This window comes from Sphingobacterium thalpophilum (genome assembly GCF_901482695.1).
Taxonomy (GTDB): domain Bacteria; phylum Bacteroidota; class Bacteroidia; order Sphingobacteriales; family Sphingobacteriaceae; genus Sphingobacterium; species Sphingobacterium thalpophilum.
Genome location: NZ_LR590484.1, coordinates 421,299 through 435,435, shown reverse-complemented (window position 1 = coordinate 435,435; position 14,137 = coordinate 421,299). Strand labels below are relative to the sequence as shown.

10 protein-coding genes and 2 tRNA genes are annotated in these 14,137 nt (G+C 44.5%); 9 read left to right on the top strand and 3 right to left on the bottom strand.

Going from position 1 to position 14,137, the window contains the following annotated elements; genetic code table 11:
- Window positions 1-81 precede the first annotated feature (81 nt).
- The 5 genes from FGL37_RS01795 (at window position 82) to FGL37_RS01775 (ending at window position 9,334) form a co-directional block, all read left to right on the top strand.
- Window positions 82-1,104: a LacI family DNA-binding transcriptional regulator gene (locus FGL37_RS01795; protein ID WP_028070014.1), complete on the top strand. Its 1,023-nt coding sequence runs from the start codon at window positions 82-84 to the stop codon at window positions 1,102-1,104.
- Window positions 1,101-2,156, top strand: a complete 1,056-nt coding sequence (locus FGL37_RS01790) for a hypothetical protein (protein ID WP_028070015.1) — start codon at window positions 1,101-1,103, stop codon at window positions 2,154-2,156. Before FGL37_RS01795 ends, FGL37_RS01790 begins: the two co-directional genes overlap by 4 nt.
- Window positions 2,157-2,301: 145 nt before the next feature.
- Window positions 2,302-5,448, top strand: coding sequence for a SusC/RagA family TonB-linked outer membrane protein (locus FGL37_RS01785; protein WP_028070016.1), 3,147 nt, complete (start codon window positions 2,302-2,304; stop codon window positions 5,446-5,448).
- Between the two features lie 10 nt (window positions 5,449-5,458).
- Window positions 5,459-7,216, top strand: a complete 1,758-nt coding sequence (locus FGL37_RS01780; RefSeq protein WP_028070017.1) for a RagB/SusD family nutrient uptake outer membrane protein — start codon at window positions 5,459-5,461, stop codon at window positions 7,214-7,216.
- 18 nt (window positions 7,217-7,234) lie between these two features.
- Window positions 7,235-9,334, top strand: coding sequence for a hypothetical protein (locus FGL37_RS01775; RefSeq protein WP_197734441.1), 2,100 nt, complete (start codon window positions 7,235-7,237; stop codon window positions 9,332-9,334).
- 66 nt (window positions 9,335-9,400) lie between these two features.
- Here FGL37_RS01775 and FGL37_RS01770 read toward each other — a convergent pair.
- Together FGL37_RS01770 and FGL37_RS01765 are read right to left on the bottom strand one after the other, a co-directional pair.
- Window positions 9,401-9,473: transfer RNA gene (locus tag FGL37_RS01770), tRNA-Phe, on the bottom strand.
- Between the two features lie 42 nt (window positions 9,474-9,515).
- Window positions 9,516-9,588, bottom strand: a tRNA-Phe gene (locus tag FGL37_RS01765).
- Between the two features lie 187 nt (window positions 9,589-9,775).
- Here FGL37_RS01765 and mnmA point away from each other — a divergent pair.
- A complete protein-coding gene (gene mnmA / locus FGL37_RS01760; protein ID WP_028070018.1) occupies window positions 9,776-10,867 on the top strand; it encodes a tRNA 2-thiouridine(34) synthase MnmA in 1,092 nt (363 codons plus the stop codon).
- A gap of 96 nt (window positions 10,868-10,963) precedes the next feature.
- Here mnmA and FGL37_RS01755 read toward each other — a convergent pair whose 3' ends face one another.
- Window positions 10,964-11,707, bottom strand: coding sequence for a hypothetical protein (locus FGL37_RS01755; RefSeq protein WP_028070019.1), 744 nt, complete (start codon window positions 11,705-11,707; stop codon window positions 10,964-10,966).
- Window positions 11,708-12,333: 626 nt separating this feature from the next.
- On the opposite strand from FGL37_RS01755, the gene FGL37_RS01750 reads away from it, so the two are divergent.
- The 3 genes from FGL37_RS01750 to FGL37_RS01740 are packed head-to-tail and all read left to right on the top strand — an operon-like array spanning window position 12,334 to window position 14,133.
- Window positions 12,334-12,975 (top strand): hypothetical protein, encoded by a 642-nt coding sequence (locus tag FGL37_RS01750; RefSeq protein WP_028070020.1) that lies wholly within the window; start codon window positions 12,334-12,336, stop codon window positions 12,973-12,975.
- Between the two features lie 7 nt (window positions 12,976-12,982).
- Window positions 12,983-13,747 (top strand): hypothetical protein, encoded by a 765-nt coding sequence (locus FGL37_RS01745; protein WP_028070021.1) that lies wholly within the window; start codon window positions 12,983-12,985, stop codon window positions 13,745-13,747.
- A complete protein-coding gene (locus FGL37_RS01740; RefSeq protein WP_028070022.1) occupies window positions 13,744-14,133 on the top strand; it encodes a hypothetical protein in 390 nt (129 codons plus the stop codon). Before FGL37_RS01745 ends, FGL37_RS01740 begins: the two co-directional genes overlap by 4 nt.
- Window positions 14,134-14,137 lie beyond the last annotated feature (4 nt).

Below are 14,137 nucleotides of genomic sequence, written 5' to 3'. Positions count from 1 at the left end.
GTTTTGTCAAGGCGACGCAGTTCATTAACAGATATTGGAATTGAACCCTATATAGGTCACGATTAATGAAAAAATGAGTGTATGAGCAAGAAGATCTCACTGAAGGATATAGCTGAGGCGGTCGGAGTTTCTACCGCATTGGTATCGTATGTATTAAACGATAAAGATGAAAAGACGAGGGTCAACAAAGATACGGCCAGGCGTATCCGCGAGATGGCAAAAGAAATGAACTATCAGCCCAACCAGATAGCCAAGAGTTTGAAAAGTGGTCGTTCACAGGCCATTGGCTTACTGGTTGCGGACATATCCAATCCTTTCTTTGGAAATCTTGCCAGGGCTATTGAGGATGAAGCAAAGAAACATGGTTATAGCGTGCTTTTTGGAAGTTCGGATGAGGATCTGGAGAACTCACAACGGTTGATCGATACTTTCGTCAATCGGCAGATTGATGGATTTATCATCGCACCGGCAGAAGGTACCGTGTCACAATTGGAATATCTCAAATCGGCTAATATTCCTTTTGTTCTGATTGACCGGTATTTTAAGGATCTGGAGACCAGCTACGTTGTCATCGACAATTTTGATGCGACTTATCAGGCTACCCGACAGCTGTTGAAGCAAGGGCATACCAAAATAGCTTATGTATGTTATCAGAATCAGCTTCAGCATACTGCAGACCGGTATAGTGGATATGTCAGTGCACTACGGGATCACGGTCTGTCGGAGGACAGCAACATGATATGTGAGGTGGAATTCAATAACAGTGTTTACTTCAGGCAGAAATTTATTGAGCTGTTGCATCCTGAACGAGGCGTTGAGGCGATTTTATTTTCTACTAATACGTTGTCTATCATGGGATTGAAGATTGTTCATGAGCTCAATAAAGTGATTCCGGATGATCTGGCTGTTTTCTGTTTCGATGAAAGTGAGTCTTATGATCTGTTTTATTGTCCGATAAGCTATGTAAAACAACCGCTGTCACGGATCGGGAAAGAAGCGGTAAGGGTATTATTAGAACAGCTCAGGGGAAAGTCTTCGGCTGAGCAGAAGGTCATGTTGGAGGTGGAGATCGTGGCCCGTAAATCTTGTCAGAAAAGAAAATGAAACACTATTTAGGCTCCATATCTTTGTTATTCCTGACTGCACCCGCTTTTGGCCAGTCGGCAGTGCCCGACGGGGGGCAGCTGGCACAACCTGATACGACGGGCGTGTGGGTACAGCCGGCGCAAGGTAGGGCAGCGATGCCCGTCTGGGGGCATGTAGACGGCATTCGCATTGGTCTGGCTCCATTGCCGGGCCCCAGGGGGTTGCTCCGGATTTATGCGCCGTATCTGGACTATGATTTTCCTCAGGTGATCAATTTTATCGCCTTTGAACCTATACCAAAAGGAGAAGATCGCCGTGGGTTTTCTGAACTCGAAATGAGCAGCATGCATCCAGGGTTACAAGGCAAGCATTTTTGGAGCTCGGATACGGTAGACTATGCGGCGAGGTTAGACGGAGTATTTCCTGCCCGTGGACGGATTGGGAAGGATCATGGAGAGGAGACCTTAACAGTCTATATTTTTGCCGAGCCTTTTGATAATGGAGCTGCTGTGTATGCCCGAATTCGCTTTTTTGCGAGCAGGCCCTACGAATTTGAAATTACAGGTTATGCAACTCCGGGCTCAAGACCGCTGCAGTATTTTATTCCTACGGCCACAATGGGCAACAAAGCCCGGCTACGGACATTATATCTTAAAGATAGAAACTATTCATCTCAGGAGCTATGGCCGGATTATCAAGGGCAACACTTCACAGCGCATGCTTTTTTTTCACAGAAGGATATGATTCATAATAAAAAAGGAAATGTTTATTTTATTGCAGGTCCCAATGAAGCCAATTATCAACAGACTGTGTACACCCGGAATACCCATGATCATTGGCGGTATAACGGCAAGGTGGCTACCCAATACTGGTGCCGGCCAAGTCCCAGTAAGCTATTGAAAGGCGCTGTTAATGGGAGATACACCTATTGGGGCAGCCGTGAACCCATACCTGGAGGTGTCGCCATCGAAAACTTTGAATTCATAGAACCGTTCGAAAATGGGCAAGTCTATATTTACGGAATTAGTCCTCTTGCTCCAGAGTTACTGATTAAACATATTCAACAATAACCAAAATATAACAACCAATTCTTGCTTTCGATCGAGTTGGTTAAAGGGAAAAAATAACTGCCGTATTCCTGTTGTTAATTAGCTTAAACGATTAAATTATCTGCTTTTAAAATAAACTAATTTATAACACCTAATATTAATGACTATGAAATGCTACCTAAATTTAGCACATCGTGTCTGTTTAGTTCTCATGCTCTGTGCATTAACCTTTCAGGTGAGCACTCTACAGGCATCCACCTTTTTGCAGCAGTATCTGGTCCGTGGCGAAGTGAGGGACAGTAGTACGAATGCGGCCCTTGCTGGTGTGAATGTACGAATCAGAGGCAAAGCCGGTGGCACGGCAACTGATGCCAATGGCAGATTCGAGCTCGCTGTAGCTTCGAAAAGCGATATACTCGTCTTTTCGTATACAGGGAAAAAGACGGAGGAACGTGTGGTCGGCGAAAGCCGTCTTATTCATGTTAGTCTTGTTGATGAAGCTCGGATGATATCGGAGGTATATATCGGCTATATGACGCAGCGTAAGGCAGATCTTACGGGATCCATTGCAATTGCTGATGCGGAAGACATCGCCAGAAATCCATCAGCAAATGTGATGAAATCGCTTCAGGGTAAATTGGCTGGCGTGCATATTACGACCAATGGTGGTAATCCAGCAGAGGGCGTGAATGTGCAGATCCGTGGACTTTCGTCACTTTCGGGCGCTGTAAGACCTCTTATTGTACTGGATGGCATGCCTACGGAAAACCTCAATCTTAGGGATATCAATGCCTCGGATATCGAATCTATTCAAGTGTTGAAAGATGCGGCGTCGGCCAGTATATATGGCGCTAGAGCCTCGGGAGGTGTCATTCTGGTACAAACCAAGAAGGGGAAAGCCGGACAGACGAAGGTCGAGTACAATGGAAGTGTAGCCGTGGCCAACGTGTCACGAAAACCCCGGTTGATGAATGCCGAACAATATGGCGTAGCGATGTTTAGGGCTTATGCCTATGACGAAGCTGTGTATGGGCTCCCCATGACTTTGCCCACCACCTATAATTTTACCTGGCATAGGGATGCAGAAGGACGCGCGGTCCTGGATGCCGTGAAGCCAGCCGAATTTCTCAATGCCGAGAAGACGGTCAAAAGTGCAGATACGGATTGGCTTGACGAAATCCTCCGGTCAGCTGTCATGACCAATCATCAGATCGCGGTCTCTAGTGGTAATGAAAAATCAAAAAGTATGTTCTCCCTGGGCTATTTTGATAATCAGGGAACGCAGATACATACGTTTTTCAAACAGTTTTCGTTACGTGCCAACAATGAGGTCAGCCTGTTTAACAACCGTTTAAAAGTAGGAGAGAACTTTGCTGTATCCTACTTACGTTATCGAGATGCCAATGAGATGCGCTGGGCACTGATCAATCCCCCGGCAGTTCCGGTCTATGACATTCATGGGGGCTGGGCAGGAGCAGCTGGTTTTGACGACTTTACCAATCCTGTGCGTGTGCTTACTGATAATAAAGATAATGTGAGCAATTATGTGAAGATGATCGGTAATGTCTTTGTGGACCTTAATATCTGGAAAGGAATTTCTGCGCGTTCGCAGTTTGGCATTGATTATGGAAATGCCTATCGCCGCACAGTCGATAAGAAGTGGTCCGAAACGGGAGGGCGAAACAGTGACGGCGAAAACTATGTAGGCAATTCACAGTCGCATCCTTTGAGCTATGTCTGGACCAATACCCTGTCGTATAATCTGCAGCGGGATAAACATAGCTTGGATGCTGTATTGGGGACAGAGTATACCCGTTTTGTAGAGGAGGGATTTTCGGCCCGACGGGAAGGTATTTATCTAGAGGATCGTGATTTTGCCCATATTGGAGTCACCACAGGAACAAAATATTCGCTGGGTAGTACGGCAGATGAATATGTGTACCTATCCTATTTTGGTAAAGCCAATTATGCATACAATCAAAAATATTTGTTTTCGGCCACACTACGTCGGGATGGGTCCTCGCTTTTTGGTGCAAATAATAGGTTTGCAGTGTTTCCAGCTTTTTCTGCAGGTTGGCGGATAAGTGACGAGCCCTTTATGAAAGAGGTGAAGTTTGTGTCAGATTTGAAGCTAAGGGCAGGTTGGGGGGCCAACGGAAGTGTGCAGGGGCTCCCCAGAGGCTATACTTCGACACCTTTTACCACTGATTATTTTGGTACTTCCTATCCTATAGAGGGGAACGAAACCGGTCCTTTGTATTCGGGATATCGAAGAACCTGGTTAGGCAATCCTAATCTAAAGTGGGAAACAACTACCCAAACGGACGTTGCCTTGGATTTCAGCCTTTTTAATAGCCGGATTAGCGGTTCATTTGGATATTACTTCAAGAAAACCAAAGATATTTTGGTGCAGACACCTTACATTGCCGCTATGGGAGAAGGGGGCGAACCCTGGATTAATGGAGCCAGTATGAACAACCGGGGAATAGAATTTGATATTAACTACCGCAGTGATCCCCAACGTGAATTCAAATATAGTATTTCGGCCAATATCGGAACGTATAAAACAAAAATCATCAGCCTTCCTCAGGATGTCATCAACAAATACCCTGGCAATGGAGTAGACGATCTGGTACTGGGGAGAACACCAAACATACTGTATGGTATGGTGGCGGATGGAATCTTCAAAACCCAGGAAGAAGTGGATCAACATGCCGAGCAAGCCGGCAAGGCTGTTGGCCGTATCCGCTACAAAGACCTCGACGGTAACGGAAAAATCGAAGAATTCTATGATAGGGCTTATATCGGGGTAAAAGATCCCAAATTTTTTGGTGGAATCACCTTCGATTTTGCCTATCGAAATTTTGACTTAAATTTCTTTTTTCAAGGAGTCTTTGGAAACAAGGTCAATAACTTGTGGAAGTATGAGTCTGATCTGTGGAATATCAACGTACCCGCACACAAAAATCATCCGACACGTATTTTGGACGGATGGTACTTTGACCATACCGATGCAGATATCCCTGCAATTTCCAATGCGACTTTAAATGCTGAGCAGCGATTTTCTAGCTATACCGTTGAAGATGGCTCTTATCTGAAACTGCGCAATATCGAGTTGGGCTATACACTTCCAGCATCCATATCGCAGAAGGCAGCGATGAACAAATTACGGTTTTATGCATCCGGGCGTAATCTATTGACCCTCAAAAAAGGCTGGGGTAAGGATCGCTATACAAGTTTTGATCCTGAAATGCCCGAATATGGATATCTAACGCCTATGTTTTTGACATTTGGTATTCAAGTAACCTTTTAAGCTTCCTATTATGAAAACATATAAAATAATCTTAGGTCTTGCAGCATCGCTACTGTGTGTCATGGGCTGTACAGATTCTCTCGATATTTCCCCAAAACAGGTGCTGGATGAATCCTATCTGGTAAAACCTGAAGATATGGAAGGTTTTGTCACAGCGGCCTACGCAAGAATGACCGACATCCCATCATTTGATTCTCCTTTTTCACCATGGTGGTCGGGGTCCATGCGTGCGGACGACTCCTATAAAGGAGGGGGCGGAACATGGGATGGTGATGGATGGCACAACATGGAGATTTTTGTGGGAGTTAATCCAAATGGTTGGCCGCTGGATTATCCTTGGTATGTATCCTATCAGATTATCCAGCGCTGCAATACAGCCATACAGAAACTGCAGCAAATCAAAGACGAAGATTTCCCACTCAAAAACGCGCGTTTGGGAGAGGTCATATTTATACGCACCTTTACCTTTTTTAGGTTAAAGCAGTTCTGGAAGTATATTCCGTATATTGACGAAAATGTCGTCGGCACGAGTGCCAACTTCGAGGCCGTACCCAACAGGGTCAGAGAGCAGCCCGATGACCAGTACCTATGGACAATCATATTAGATGATTTTAAGAAGGCCGAACAGTTATTGCCAGCGACCCAGGCCGAGAAGGGAAGAGTGGATAAAAATGCCGCGACAGCGATGGTCGCGCGAACCCTGATGTTTATGGCTTACGAACAGAATGACCTGCATGCGGTCGTCAATATCAATAAGGAAAGGTTGAGCGAAGCCCTGGTGTATCTGAACAAACTCACCGATCAGGAGGGTGGTAAAGTAGGTCTTCAAAATGATTTTGCAGAGAATTTTGATATCGCTTTTGATAACAAAACAAAAGAATCCATTTGGGAGATTCAATATTCCATCGATGACGGGAGTTCTACGGGAGGTAAGATCAACCGTGGCGAAGGATTAAACCACCCTTTTCAATGGGGTGGGTTCCAATGTTGCGGTTTTCATCATATCAGTTATACTATGGCCAACGCTTTTAAAACCGGTATTAATGGCCTGCCATTATTTGATACCTATAATAATGGTAGTTATGCAGATGGGGAAGCAGCTTTTTTCGGTAATAACAGTTTTGATCCACGTTTTAGTCATACCATTGCTGCTCCGGGACAGCCATGGAAGTATAATCCCAATCTGCTGTTCGAAACTAAGGGCATTCGTAATGGTGCCGAGTATGGCTACCTAAAATCAATCAAGGAACTTCCTCAGCCCGATTGTAATTGCCTGCTTTACGACGGCTGGCAGTTTAACTCGATGAACAAACGTATGATCCGTTACGATGAAGTGCTGCTCTGGAAAGCGGAGGTACTGATTCAGCTCGACCGCTGGAATGAAGCACTCCCTTTGATCAATAAAATACGGGAGCGGGCGGCAAGGAGTACAGCGCGACTGGTGAAAAAGGACGGTACGCCCATACTGAATTACAAGATTGAGACCTATAAACCCGGAGTGAATTGTACCTGGGATAAGGAATTTGCCTGGAAGGCCGTTCAATGGGAAAACCGACTGGAGATGGCCGGGGAAGGAAGACGCTTTTTTGACCTACAACGGTGGGGCATTCTGGAAAAGACGATGAATGCTTATTTTGCTGTCGAAAAGAATAGATTTAGGTGGATGGGAGGGGCACGCTTTACCGCTGGCCGTGACGAATATTTTCCAATACCACAACCGCAGATTAATTGGGCCAAAGGTAATTATACACAAAATCCGGGATATTAACAGTAAATAGGAGCTAATATGATTGTTCAAAATTTATTGCAGAGCCTGCGTTATTGCTGTTGGCTGATATTCATAATTTGTGATGTTCTTCTATTACACTCCAGTTATGCCCATGGTGGAGAGAGGGGCCCCAACCCGCTGATCAAGCGTATGGAGGTGGATAGCCTGGCGGGGAAGCCCGCCAATATAAGCGTCCGACGGCTTGGTCGCGGTGTGATGAAGGTAAATATCTCTTTTGACCTTCAGTCTGAGGTAGGTTGCGACGATTGGAGGGTAACTATCGAGCCGACATTCGAGGCTTCCTTCCATTGGGCTCCCCATTTAACGCCGACAGATAAGCATATTGTTGCGCAGCATGTGTTCAGGGCTCCGATGATGATGATGGCAGACGGCCAGAAACAAGTAGTGGTCATTCCCGATGTCGATATGCTGAATGCTACTGCAGCGCGGGATTGGTATATGGATCTGGATGCTCAGCAGAACAGGATGACTTTGGGGCGTGCGAAAGCTAAGGTAGACGATCATGTGCTGTTTCAGCGGAAGGAAGGTAACCGTTTTTCGGCTGGAAAATTCGAATTTGGATTTTATATACTGTCTTATACAGGTCGGGAGGTGAGGGACAACCCTTTTCGTGAACCGCTGGCATTTTTCTGGAAAAAATGGGGGAGCAGGCTGTATACAAAAGGCGAACCGATTTCGGGTAATCTAGATGCCTATGTGCGGCATAGCTATCACTGGGCTTTTGCGTCCTGGGTGGATCAGGTATGGCAAGATTTTGAAATCGGCGGGAAGAAAGTTGGAGCGCCGACGTTTATTGTGAACACTACACAGAGCCCCAACTTTGTGGGGGAGGTGAATGAGCGCGAGTTCCGGTCGGTTTGGAACCAAGCTTGGTTTAGCTCGCTACGTTCTGCCAGTGGGCTGTACCGCTTCGCGCGCAGGAATGCCGACCCCGAATTGTTGCGCAAAGCCAACCTGACAAAAGAACTGGCTTTGTCTTTTCCCAAAAAGGAAGGGTTTTTCTATGGACTGATTGGTGCTGAGATGGAGGAGCGAGAAAAGGGAGGGAAGAAAGTGTGGGGGAGTATAGGTTGGGACAACTTTTATTGGGGCAATTCGAACCGAAATCCTTACACATCAGATGCCCGTATATCCCCTTTTCATATCTTGGACATGAGCTGGACGGCCTTGCTGATGCTCCGCTGGTATGATGAACTGGATAGGGACGTGCGGCTGCTGAAGTATGCGGAGGACTATGCTCAGGCGCTGCTTAGGCTGCAGCAGGCTAACGGTTTTTTTCCGGGCTGGCTAGACCTGGAGACTTTGCAGCCTCTGGCAATCCTGAACGAGTCTCCCGAAAGTGCCCTGTCGGTAACCTTTTTGTTGACCTTGTATCGCCTGACAAAAAAGGAAATCTATAAAGCCGCAGCTCTCAAAGCGATGGACGCCGTGATCAGAGACATAGTCCCCAGTGGACGCTGGGAAGACTTTGAGACCTACTGGTCCTGTTCACGGATTGGATCCGAAGATTGGGTTGGGAAAAAAATAGCACGCAATCAGATGTATAAGCAGAATAACTTCTCGATGTTCTGGACGGCAGAGGCGTTATTGGAGTGTTACCGGCTTACACAGGCGAAGTCTTATTTGACAATGGGGCAGCGGGCTTTGGACGAAATGTTGATGACACAGGCAGCTTGGCAGCCCCATTTTATTCCTGTCAGAGCCTTAGGAGGTTTTGGGGTGCTGAATGCAGATGCCGAGTGGAATGATGCTCGGCAAAGTCTCTTCGCCGAGCTTATCATCGCCTATGGTAGAGCCCTTAATGAACAGGAATATATTCAGCGGGGACTATCGGCGTTACGGGCCTCTTTTGTCATGATGTACTGTCCGGAAAATCCAGATACCAAAGCGCAATGGGAGAAAGCCTGGCCCTTTTTCGGGGAAGAGGACTATGGGTTTATGATGGAAAACTATGGACATGGTGGCGAGACCAATGCGCATGGTTTGGGGATAGGTGAGTTTACGATCTATGATTGGGGTAATGGAGCTGCCGCTGAGGCTTATAACCGGATACTGGATCATTATGGAGAGGACTTTTTGCAGACAAAAAACGATTGATTGGCAGTTGTTGAAAGGGAGGCCTAAAACAAAAAAACTCCCGTTCATTTGAACGGAAGTTTTTTGTGGTGCCAGCTGGATTCGAACCAGCGACACAAGGATTTTCAGTCCTTTGCTCTACCAACTGAGCTATGGCACCTTTTGATTTTTTATTTAAATCTGTAATCTTCAGATTGAAGCGTGGTGCCAGCTGGATTCGAACCAGCGACACAAGGATTTTCAGTCCTTTGCTCTACCAACTGAGCTATGGCACCGCTTTTTTGCTTTCGTTTTATTCCCGATTGCGTTGCAAATATAGTGTGATAATTTGAAATCTAAAACTTTTCTGGATATTATTTTTGCTGTTTTTCCAAACAGGTTGATTTTGATCGAGATAAAATTACAAGAAACTAACATATCCAAAAGGGAATAAGCCGTATCTTTGCATTTCAATAAATTGAGATGAGTAAAAGAGGAAGAGTTTTGGTGGCAATGAGTGGAGGGGTGGATAGCTCCGTTGCTTCCGTTATGCTCCACGAACAAGGGTATGAGGTGATTGGTATTACGATGAAAACCTGGGATTACGCCTCCGCAGGTGGTTCGTCCAAGGAGACAGGCTGTTGTAGCCTTGATAGTATCAATGACGCCCGTACATTAGCCGTAAACTATGGTTTCCCCCATTATATATTGGACATACGTGATGAGTTTGGGGACTTCGTCATTGACAATTTTGTGGAGGAATATATCGCTGGACGTACACCCAATCCCTGTGTGCTGTGCAATACCCATATCAAATGGGAAGCGTTGATGAAACGTGCCGATAAGCTGGACTGCGAGTTTATTGCAACAGGACACTATGCCAATATCCGCTTGCACGACAATGGCCGTTACGTTATATCTAAGGGTAAAGATGAAAATAAGGACCAATCCTATGTGCTCTGGGGTGTTTCTCAGGAAAATCTTGCCCGGACACAGTTTCCATTAGGTTCGTTCACAAAGAAAGAAATCCGTCAGATGGCCTTGGATATGGGACAGAAAGAACTCGCCAATAAATCAGAAAGTTACGAGATCTGCTTTGTGCCGGACAATGACTACCGCGCGTTCTTGCGACATAAGGTGCCAACCTTAGATCAGCAAATTGGGCCTGGCAACTTTATCCTGTCGGATGGTACGGTTGTTGGCAAACATATCGGTTATCCCTATTTTACCATAGGTCAACGCAAGGGCCTCGGCATAGCCTTGGGCAAGCCCATGTTTGTGATCGAGATTCTTCCTGAAAGCAATACTGTTGTCCTCGGGGAGGAGCATGAGCTCGAAAAATCCCATGCTTACGTCCGTAATGTCAACCTTGTAAAATATGCTCGTCTCGACCAGCCTATGGAAGCGATATCCAAGGTCCGTTATAAAGATCCCGGGGCTTCATCGACGATCACGCAGGAAGGAGACCATGTGCGCATTGACTTTATACACAATGTTAAGGGGATAGCGCCCGGGCAGTCTGCCGTGTTCTACGAAGGTAACGATTTGATCGGTGGCGGTTTTTTAATGAAATAATAACGGCTGACCCACATTCCGAATAAGATGTTTAATCCCTATGCTGCTACAGCATAGGGATTTTTGTTGTGGGTCAGGCTTTTCAATTCTAGTTCATTACGGCTTTTCGGGGTTGTGTGCAGCTATGATCCCAGCAGGATTTAAGTCGATCGAATTGAGAAGAATGGCATAACTGCTTCTCTTGTCAAGATATAGCGTCGAAAGCGATACAAGAATGGTATCATAATCCCTGTCAGGTGAATCAAAAGTGAGTGTCCTTGCCTGGTGTTGTTGTCTATCGTATCGGGTGAATTCGATTTCTTGGGAACCGATCGTCTGAGCTTCCTTTTGATCAAAAGATAAGCCTATAATCTCAATTTTTAGTATGATATGACTACATGCCTTGGGCCAATGGAAATGTGTTTCTGCTTGCAATTCAGGTATGTAAATTAAGATGTTACCTGTAGCTGAAAATGTCACATTGGTGTCGAAGTAGACGTAATCGTAGATATGACAATTCTTGTTAAATTGAAAGCCGACCAGTCGCTGGATATTTCCCCGGTTGACATGTTGGTTGCCGGGGGGCTGTTTTCCATTACCGAGCAGTACACGCTGCATTCGTTTCACCAGTCGGTTGTGCATTCCGCTGTCATGTATTTTTTGGTGTACAGCAATGAAAGCCCTACGTATTATTGCTCCTGCTGCGCTCGCCGTCCCGAAATCGGAAGCGGCAGCTTCAGTCCATATAGTTTGGCGCATTTTGTCCGAGGATCTGGTTTGTACCACGTTTTTGTTGCCAACTTTACGATTGATCAAATTCCCGATCTGACCTCTCAAATATCCATTTTCAATGATAGCCATACCTAAAGTTAGTTTTTTAAATTGCTGAAAAGCAATTTATTATAACTTTTGCCGCATTTAAAAAAGGAATGTACTGGTATTTATGAATTTTGAAATTGCTGGTACTTCATGATTATAAAAATGACAATGATACCCGTATGACTCGCTATAGCTACAGTGAAGATAGTGTAGGTTCGGTGGAGAAAGACAATATGTACGCGGTGTCCCGGAAATAATATCAGGTTGTGAGCGTGATACAGTCGCTGTCAACACGGAGTGAACACGGACTCAAGTCGGACTGGAGGCGCTTAGTATGTGAATGTGCAGGACGTTATCCATAGATGAATATGGGATAGCTTCCGCTTATTGCACTTGAGCAAATTATTGTTTTCTGATAACTTCCGTGTTTTTATTTTATCTCCATTTGTATAGAAAATATTTACAATTTTATTTTTTTTGTTTGTTTAATTTGTATATTTGTATAGATAATCTATTTAAATGTATTTAATAATACTATTTAAAGATTTACTGCTCAAGAGCGATCAATCATAAAATTGCGCTCAGTGGGAATTTTAATGTAGTTAGAGTAATGGGAATAATGTCTAAGCGCACTTGATGGTGTTTTGGAAATCAAATTGATTGAAAATATGGAAAAACAGTTTGAAACTTATACGATGGCCTGTAAGCCTCAATACATCAATTTTTTGTATTGTATCCTGATCAATAGGATCAGTAGGGGGTGGTCGGCAGAAGAACTGTCTTTTTTGCTCGGGAAGGATGATGACTTTATAGGTAATCTGGAGCGTTTTGTCGTGTTCGATTACAGTGTTGAATTAATGGGGAAGCTGTTGCAGGTTATGCCACAAGGTAATCTGTTGATGACTTCGGTAAAGGGTACTTCAAAGTTCACATATAAGCATAGTATAAATGTAGAAGGGCATCTGATTCGCTATCGTATGGAGCGGTATGTAAATGAACGGGAGAGTATATCTGTATTTGATCTGACCGAGGAAGATGGAAAGTGGAGGGAGCAATCGGCCTCAAATTCTGTAAAAGAAGAACTAAGACAAGCCGGAATAATAATAGATATGTTTATGAAGGATGGTCGTTTTACGGGATATATTACAGCGCTGGAGATTTTCAACGTGTTAAGAACACATGTCAGTAGCCATTTTCAGCCGAAACAATTAAAGACTGAATTGGATAAATTATGGGGTAGGAAAGGGACTGCTCCCCTGAAGCGGACAAAAAGGCGGAGTTATGGCTATCGTTTTACTATGCACAAATAATTCAAAAATGGAAAATAGAATAAATAAAGAGGTTCTGGAGGTACCTATGGACTTCCGTATAGCTTGTGAAGCTTTTGGCATCCAGGTAGCGGATTTTTTACAGTTATTAATCGATCACTTTGCCTTTGTTAATGTTTTTGCCGCAGAGGATTCTGTGTATGACCTGGTTGCAAAGGGCCTTGCGGAAGCAGAAGATGAGTTAGAGAAAATGGGAGGTTATAAAACCAATTATTCCTATGAGGATAGTGCGGGACAGTGTTTTCCTTTATATAAACAGCTTTTTAAACTCGCCATGAATCGTAATTATTCGTGGAATGCGAAGCGGAGGCGGGCCAGGAAAACTATAGATAAACTGTTTTTAATCATGAGTTCGAAAGTAAAGATAAGACCTACCCTCTACTTGGACGAAGAAACTCCAATACGCCTCAACCGTGATTTTCGGATATGGAGCATGATCCATAATTGTCCAGCAATACCCGTATTAAATGCAATCATGCAAAGGGTGTCTTTGGCTGATCTGTATGCTAGGGTTCATCTCGATGAAACTGAACATAATCCGATATTGGGGCTATATCTCCGGGTACAGAGCGGTTATGGTGATCTAGCTGATGCCGGGCACATAAATAGCTTGGGGTTTAAGAATTTTTTGTGTGACTTGCAAGAATTCAAGATGCGCTATTTTCTATTTTACCGGTTGTCCGATCGCATTGAAATCTATCGGGACCGGTTTTTAGAAAATTACAATGAAATGAACAAAACGACAATACGATGAAAAGTTTAGAACAAATTACAGTTCCAAAGCCTGTGTCGCAGGTGTGTGATATCTTCGGTTTGACAGTGGAACAACTGGTACAGCAATTTTTGAATCATGTAGATCTGGGGCTATATTTCTCCAATCCATTTGATCCGGATCGATGGGCAAATTTGTTTACAATTACCTGTGTTCTGGAAAACTTAGAAGATGAAAAGTACTTGGAGCGGTATGCAGGCTTTGTGAATCGCATTACAGAAGCTGTACTTTCCGGCCCAAAGAAAGATGCCTTGGATAAAGTTTACAACATCGTTGACGAATGGCATAAAGCTGTGTTGGAAAACCGTATTCACGAATTGATGAAAAACGGTGGGGATGAGGGTAGTGAAGGGCTTCCTTATGACTAAATAA

Coding starts and splice junctions, on each gene's coding strand:
- FGL37_RS01795 (WP_028070014.1), top strand. CDS start 82: ATGAGCAAGAAGATCTCACTGAAGGATATAGCTGAGGCGGTCGGAGTT.
- FGL37_RS01790 (WP_028070015.1), top strand. CDS start 1,101: ATGAAACACTATTTAGGCTCCATATCTTTGTTATTCCTGACTGCACCC.
- FGL37_RS01785 (WP_028070016.1), top strand. CDS start 2,302: ATGAAATGCTACCTAAATTTAGCACATCGTGTCTGTTTAGTTCTCATG.
- FGL37_RS01780 (WP_028070017.1), top strand. CDS start 5,459: ATGAAAACATATAAAATAATCTTAGGTCTTGCAGCATCGCTACTGTGT.
- FGL37_RS01775 (WP_197734441.1), top strand. CDS start 7,235: ATGATTGTTCAAAATTTATTGCAGAGCCTGCGTTATTGCTGTTGGCTG.
- mnmA (WP_028070018.1), top strand. CDS start 9,776: ATGAGTAAAAGAGGAAGAGTTTTGGTGGCAATGAGTGGAGGGGTGGAT.
- FGL37_RS01755 (WP_028070019.1), bottom strand. CDS start 11,707: ATGGCTATCATTGAAAATGGATATTTGAGAGGTCAGATCGGGAATTTG.
- FGL37_RS01750 (WP_028070020.1), top strand. CDS start 12,334: ATGGAAAAACAGTTTGAAACTTATACGATGGCCTGTAAGCCTCAATAC.
- FGL37_RS01745 (WP_028070021.1), top strand. CDS start 12,983: ATGGAAAATAGAATAAATAAAGAGGTTCTGGAGGTACCTATGGACTTC.
- FGL37_RS01740 (WP_028070022.1), top strand. CDS start 13,744: ATGAAAAGTTTAGAACAAATTACAGTTCCAAAGCCTGTGTCGCAGGTG.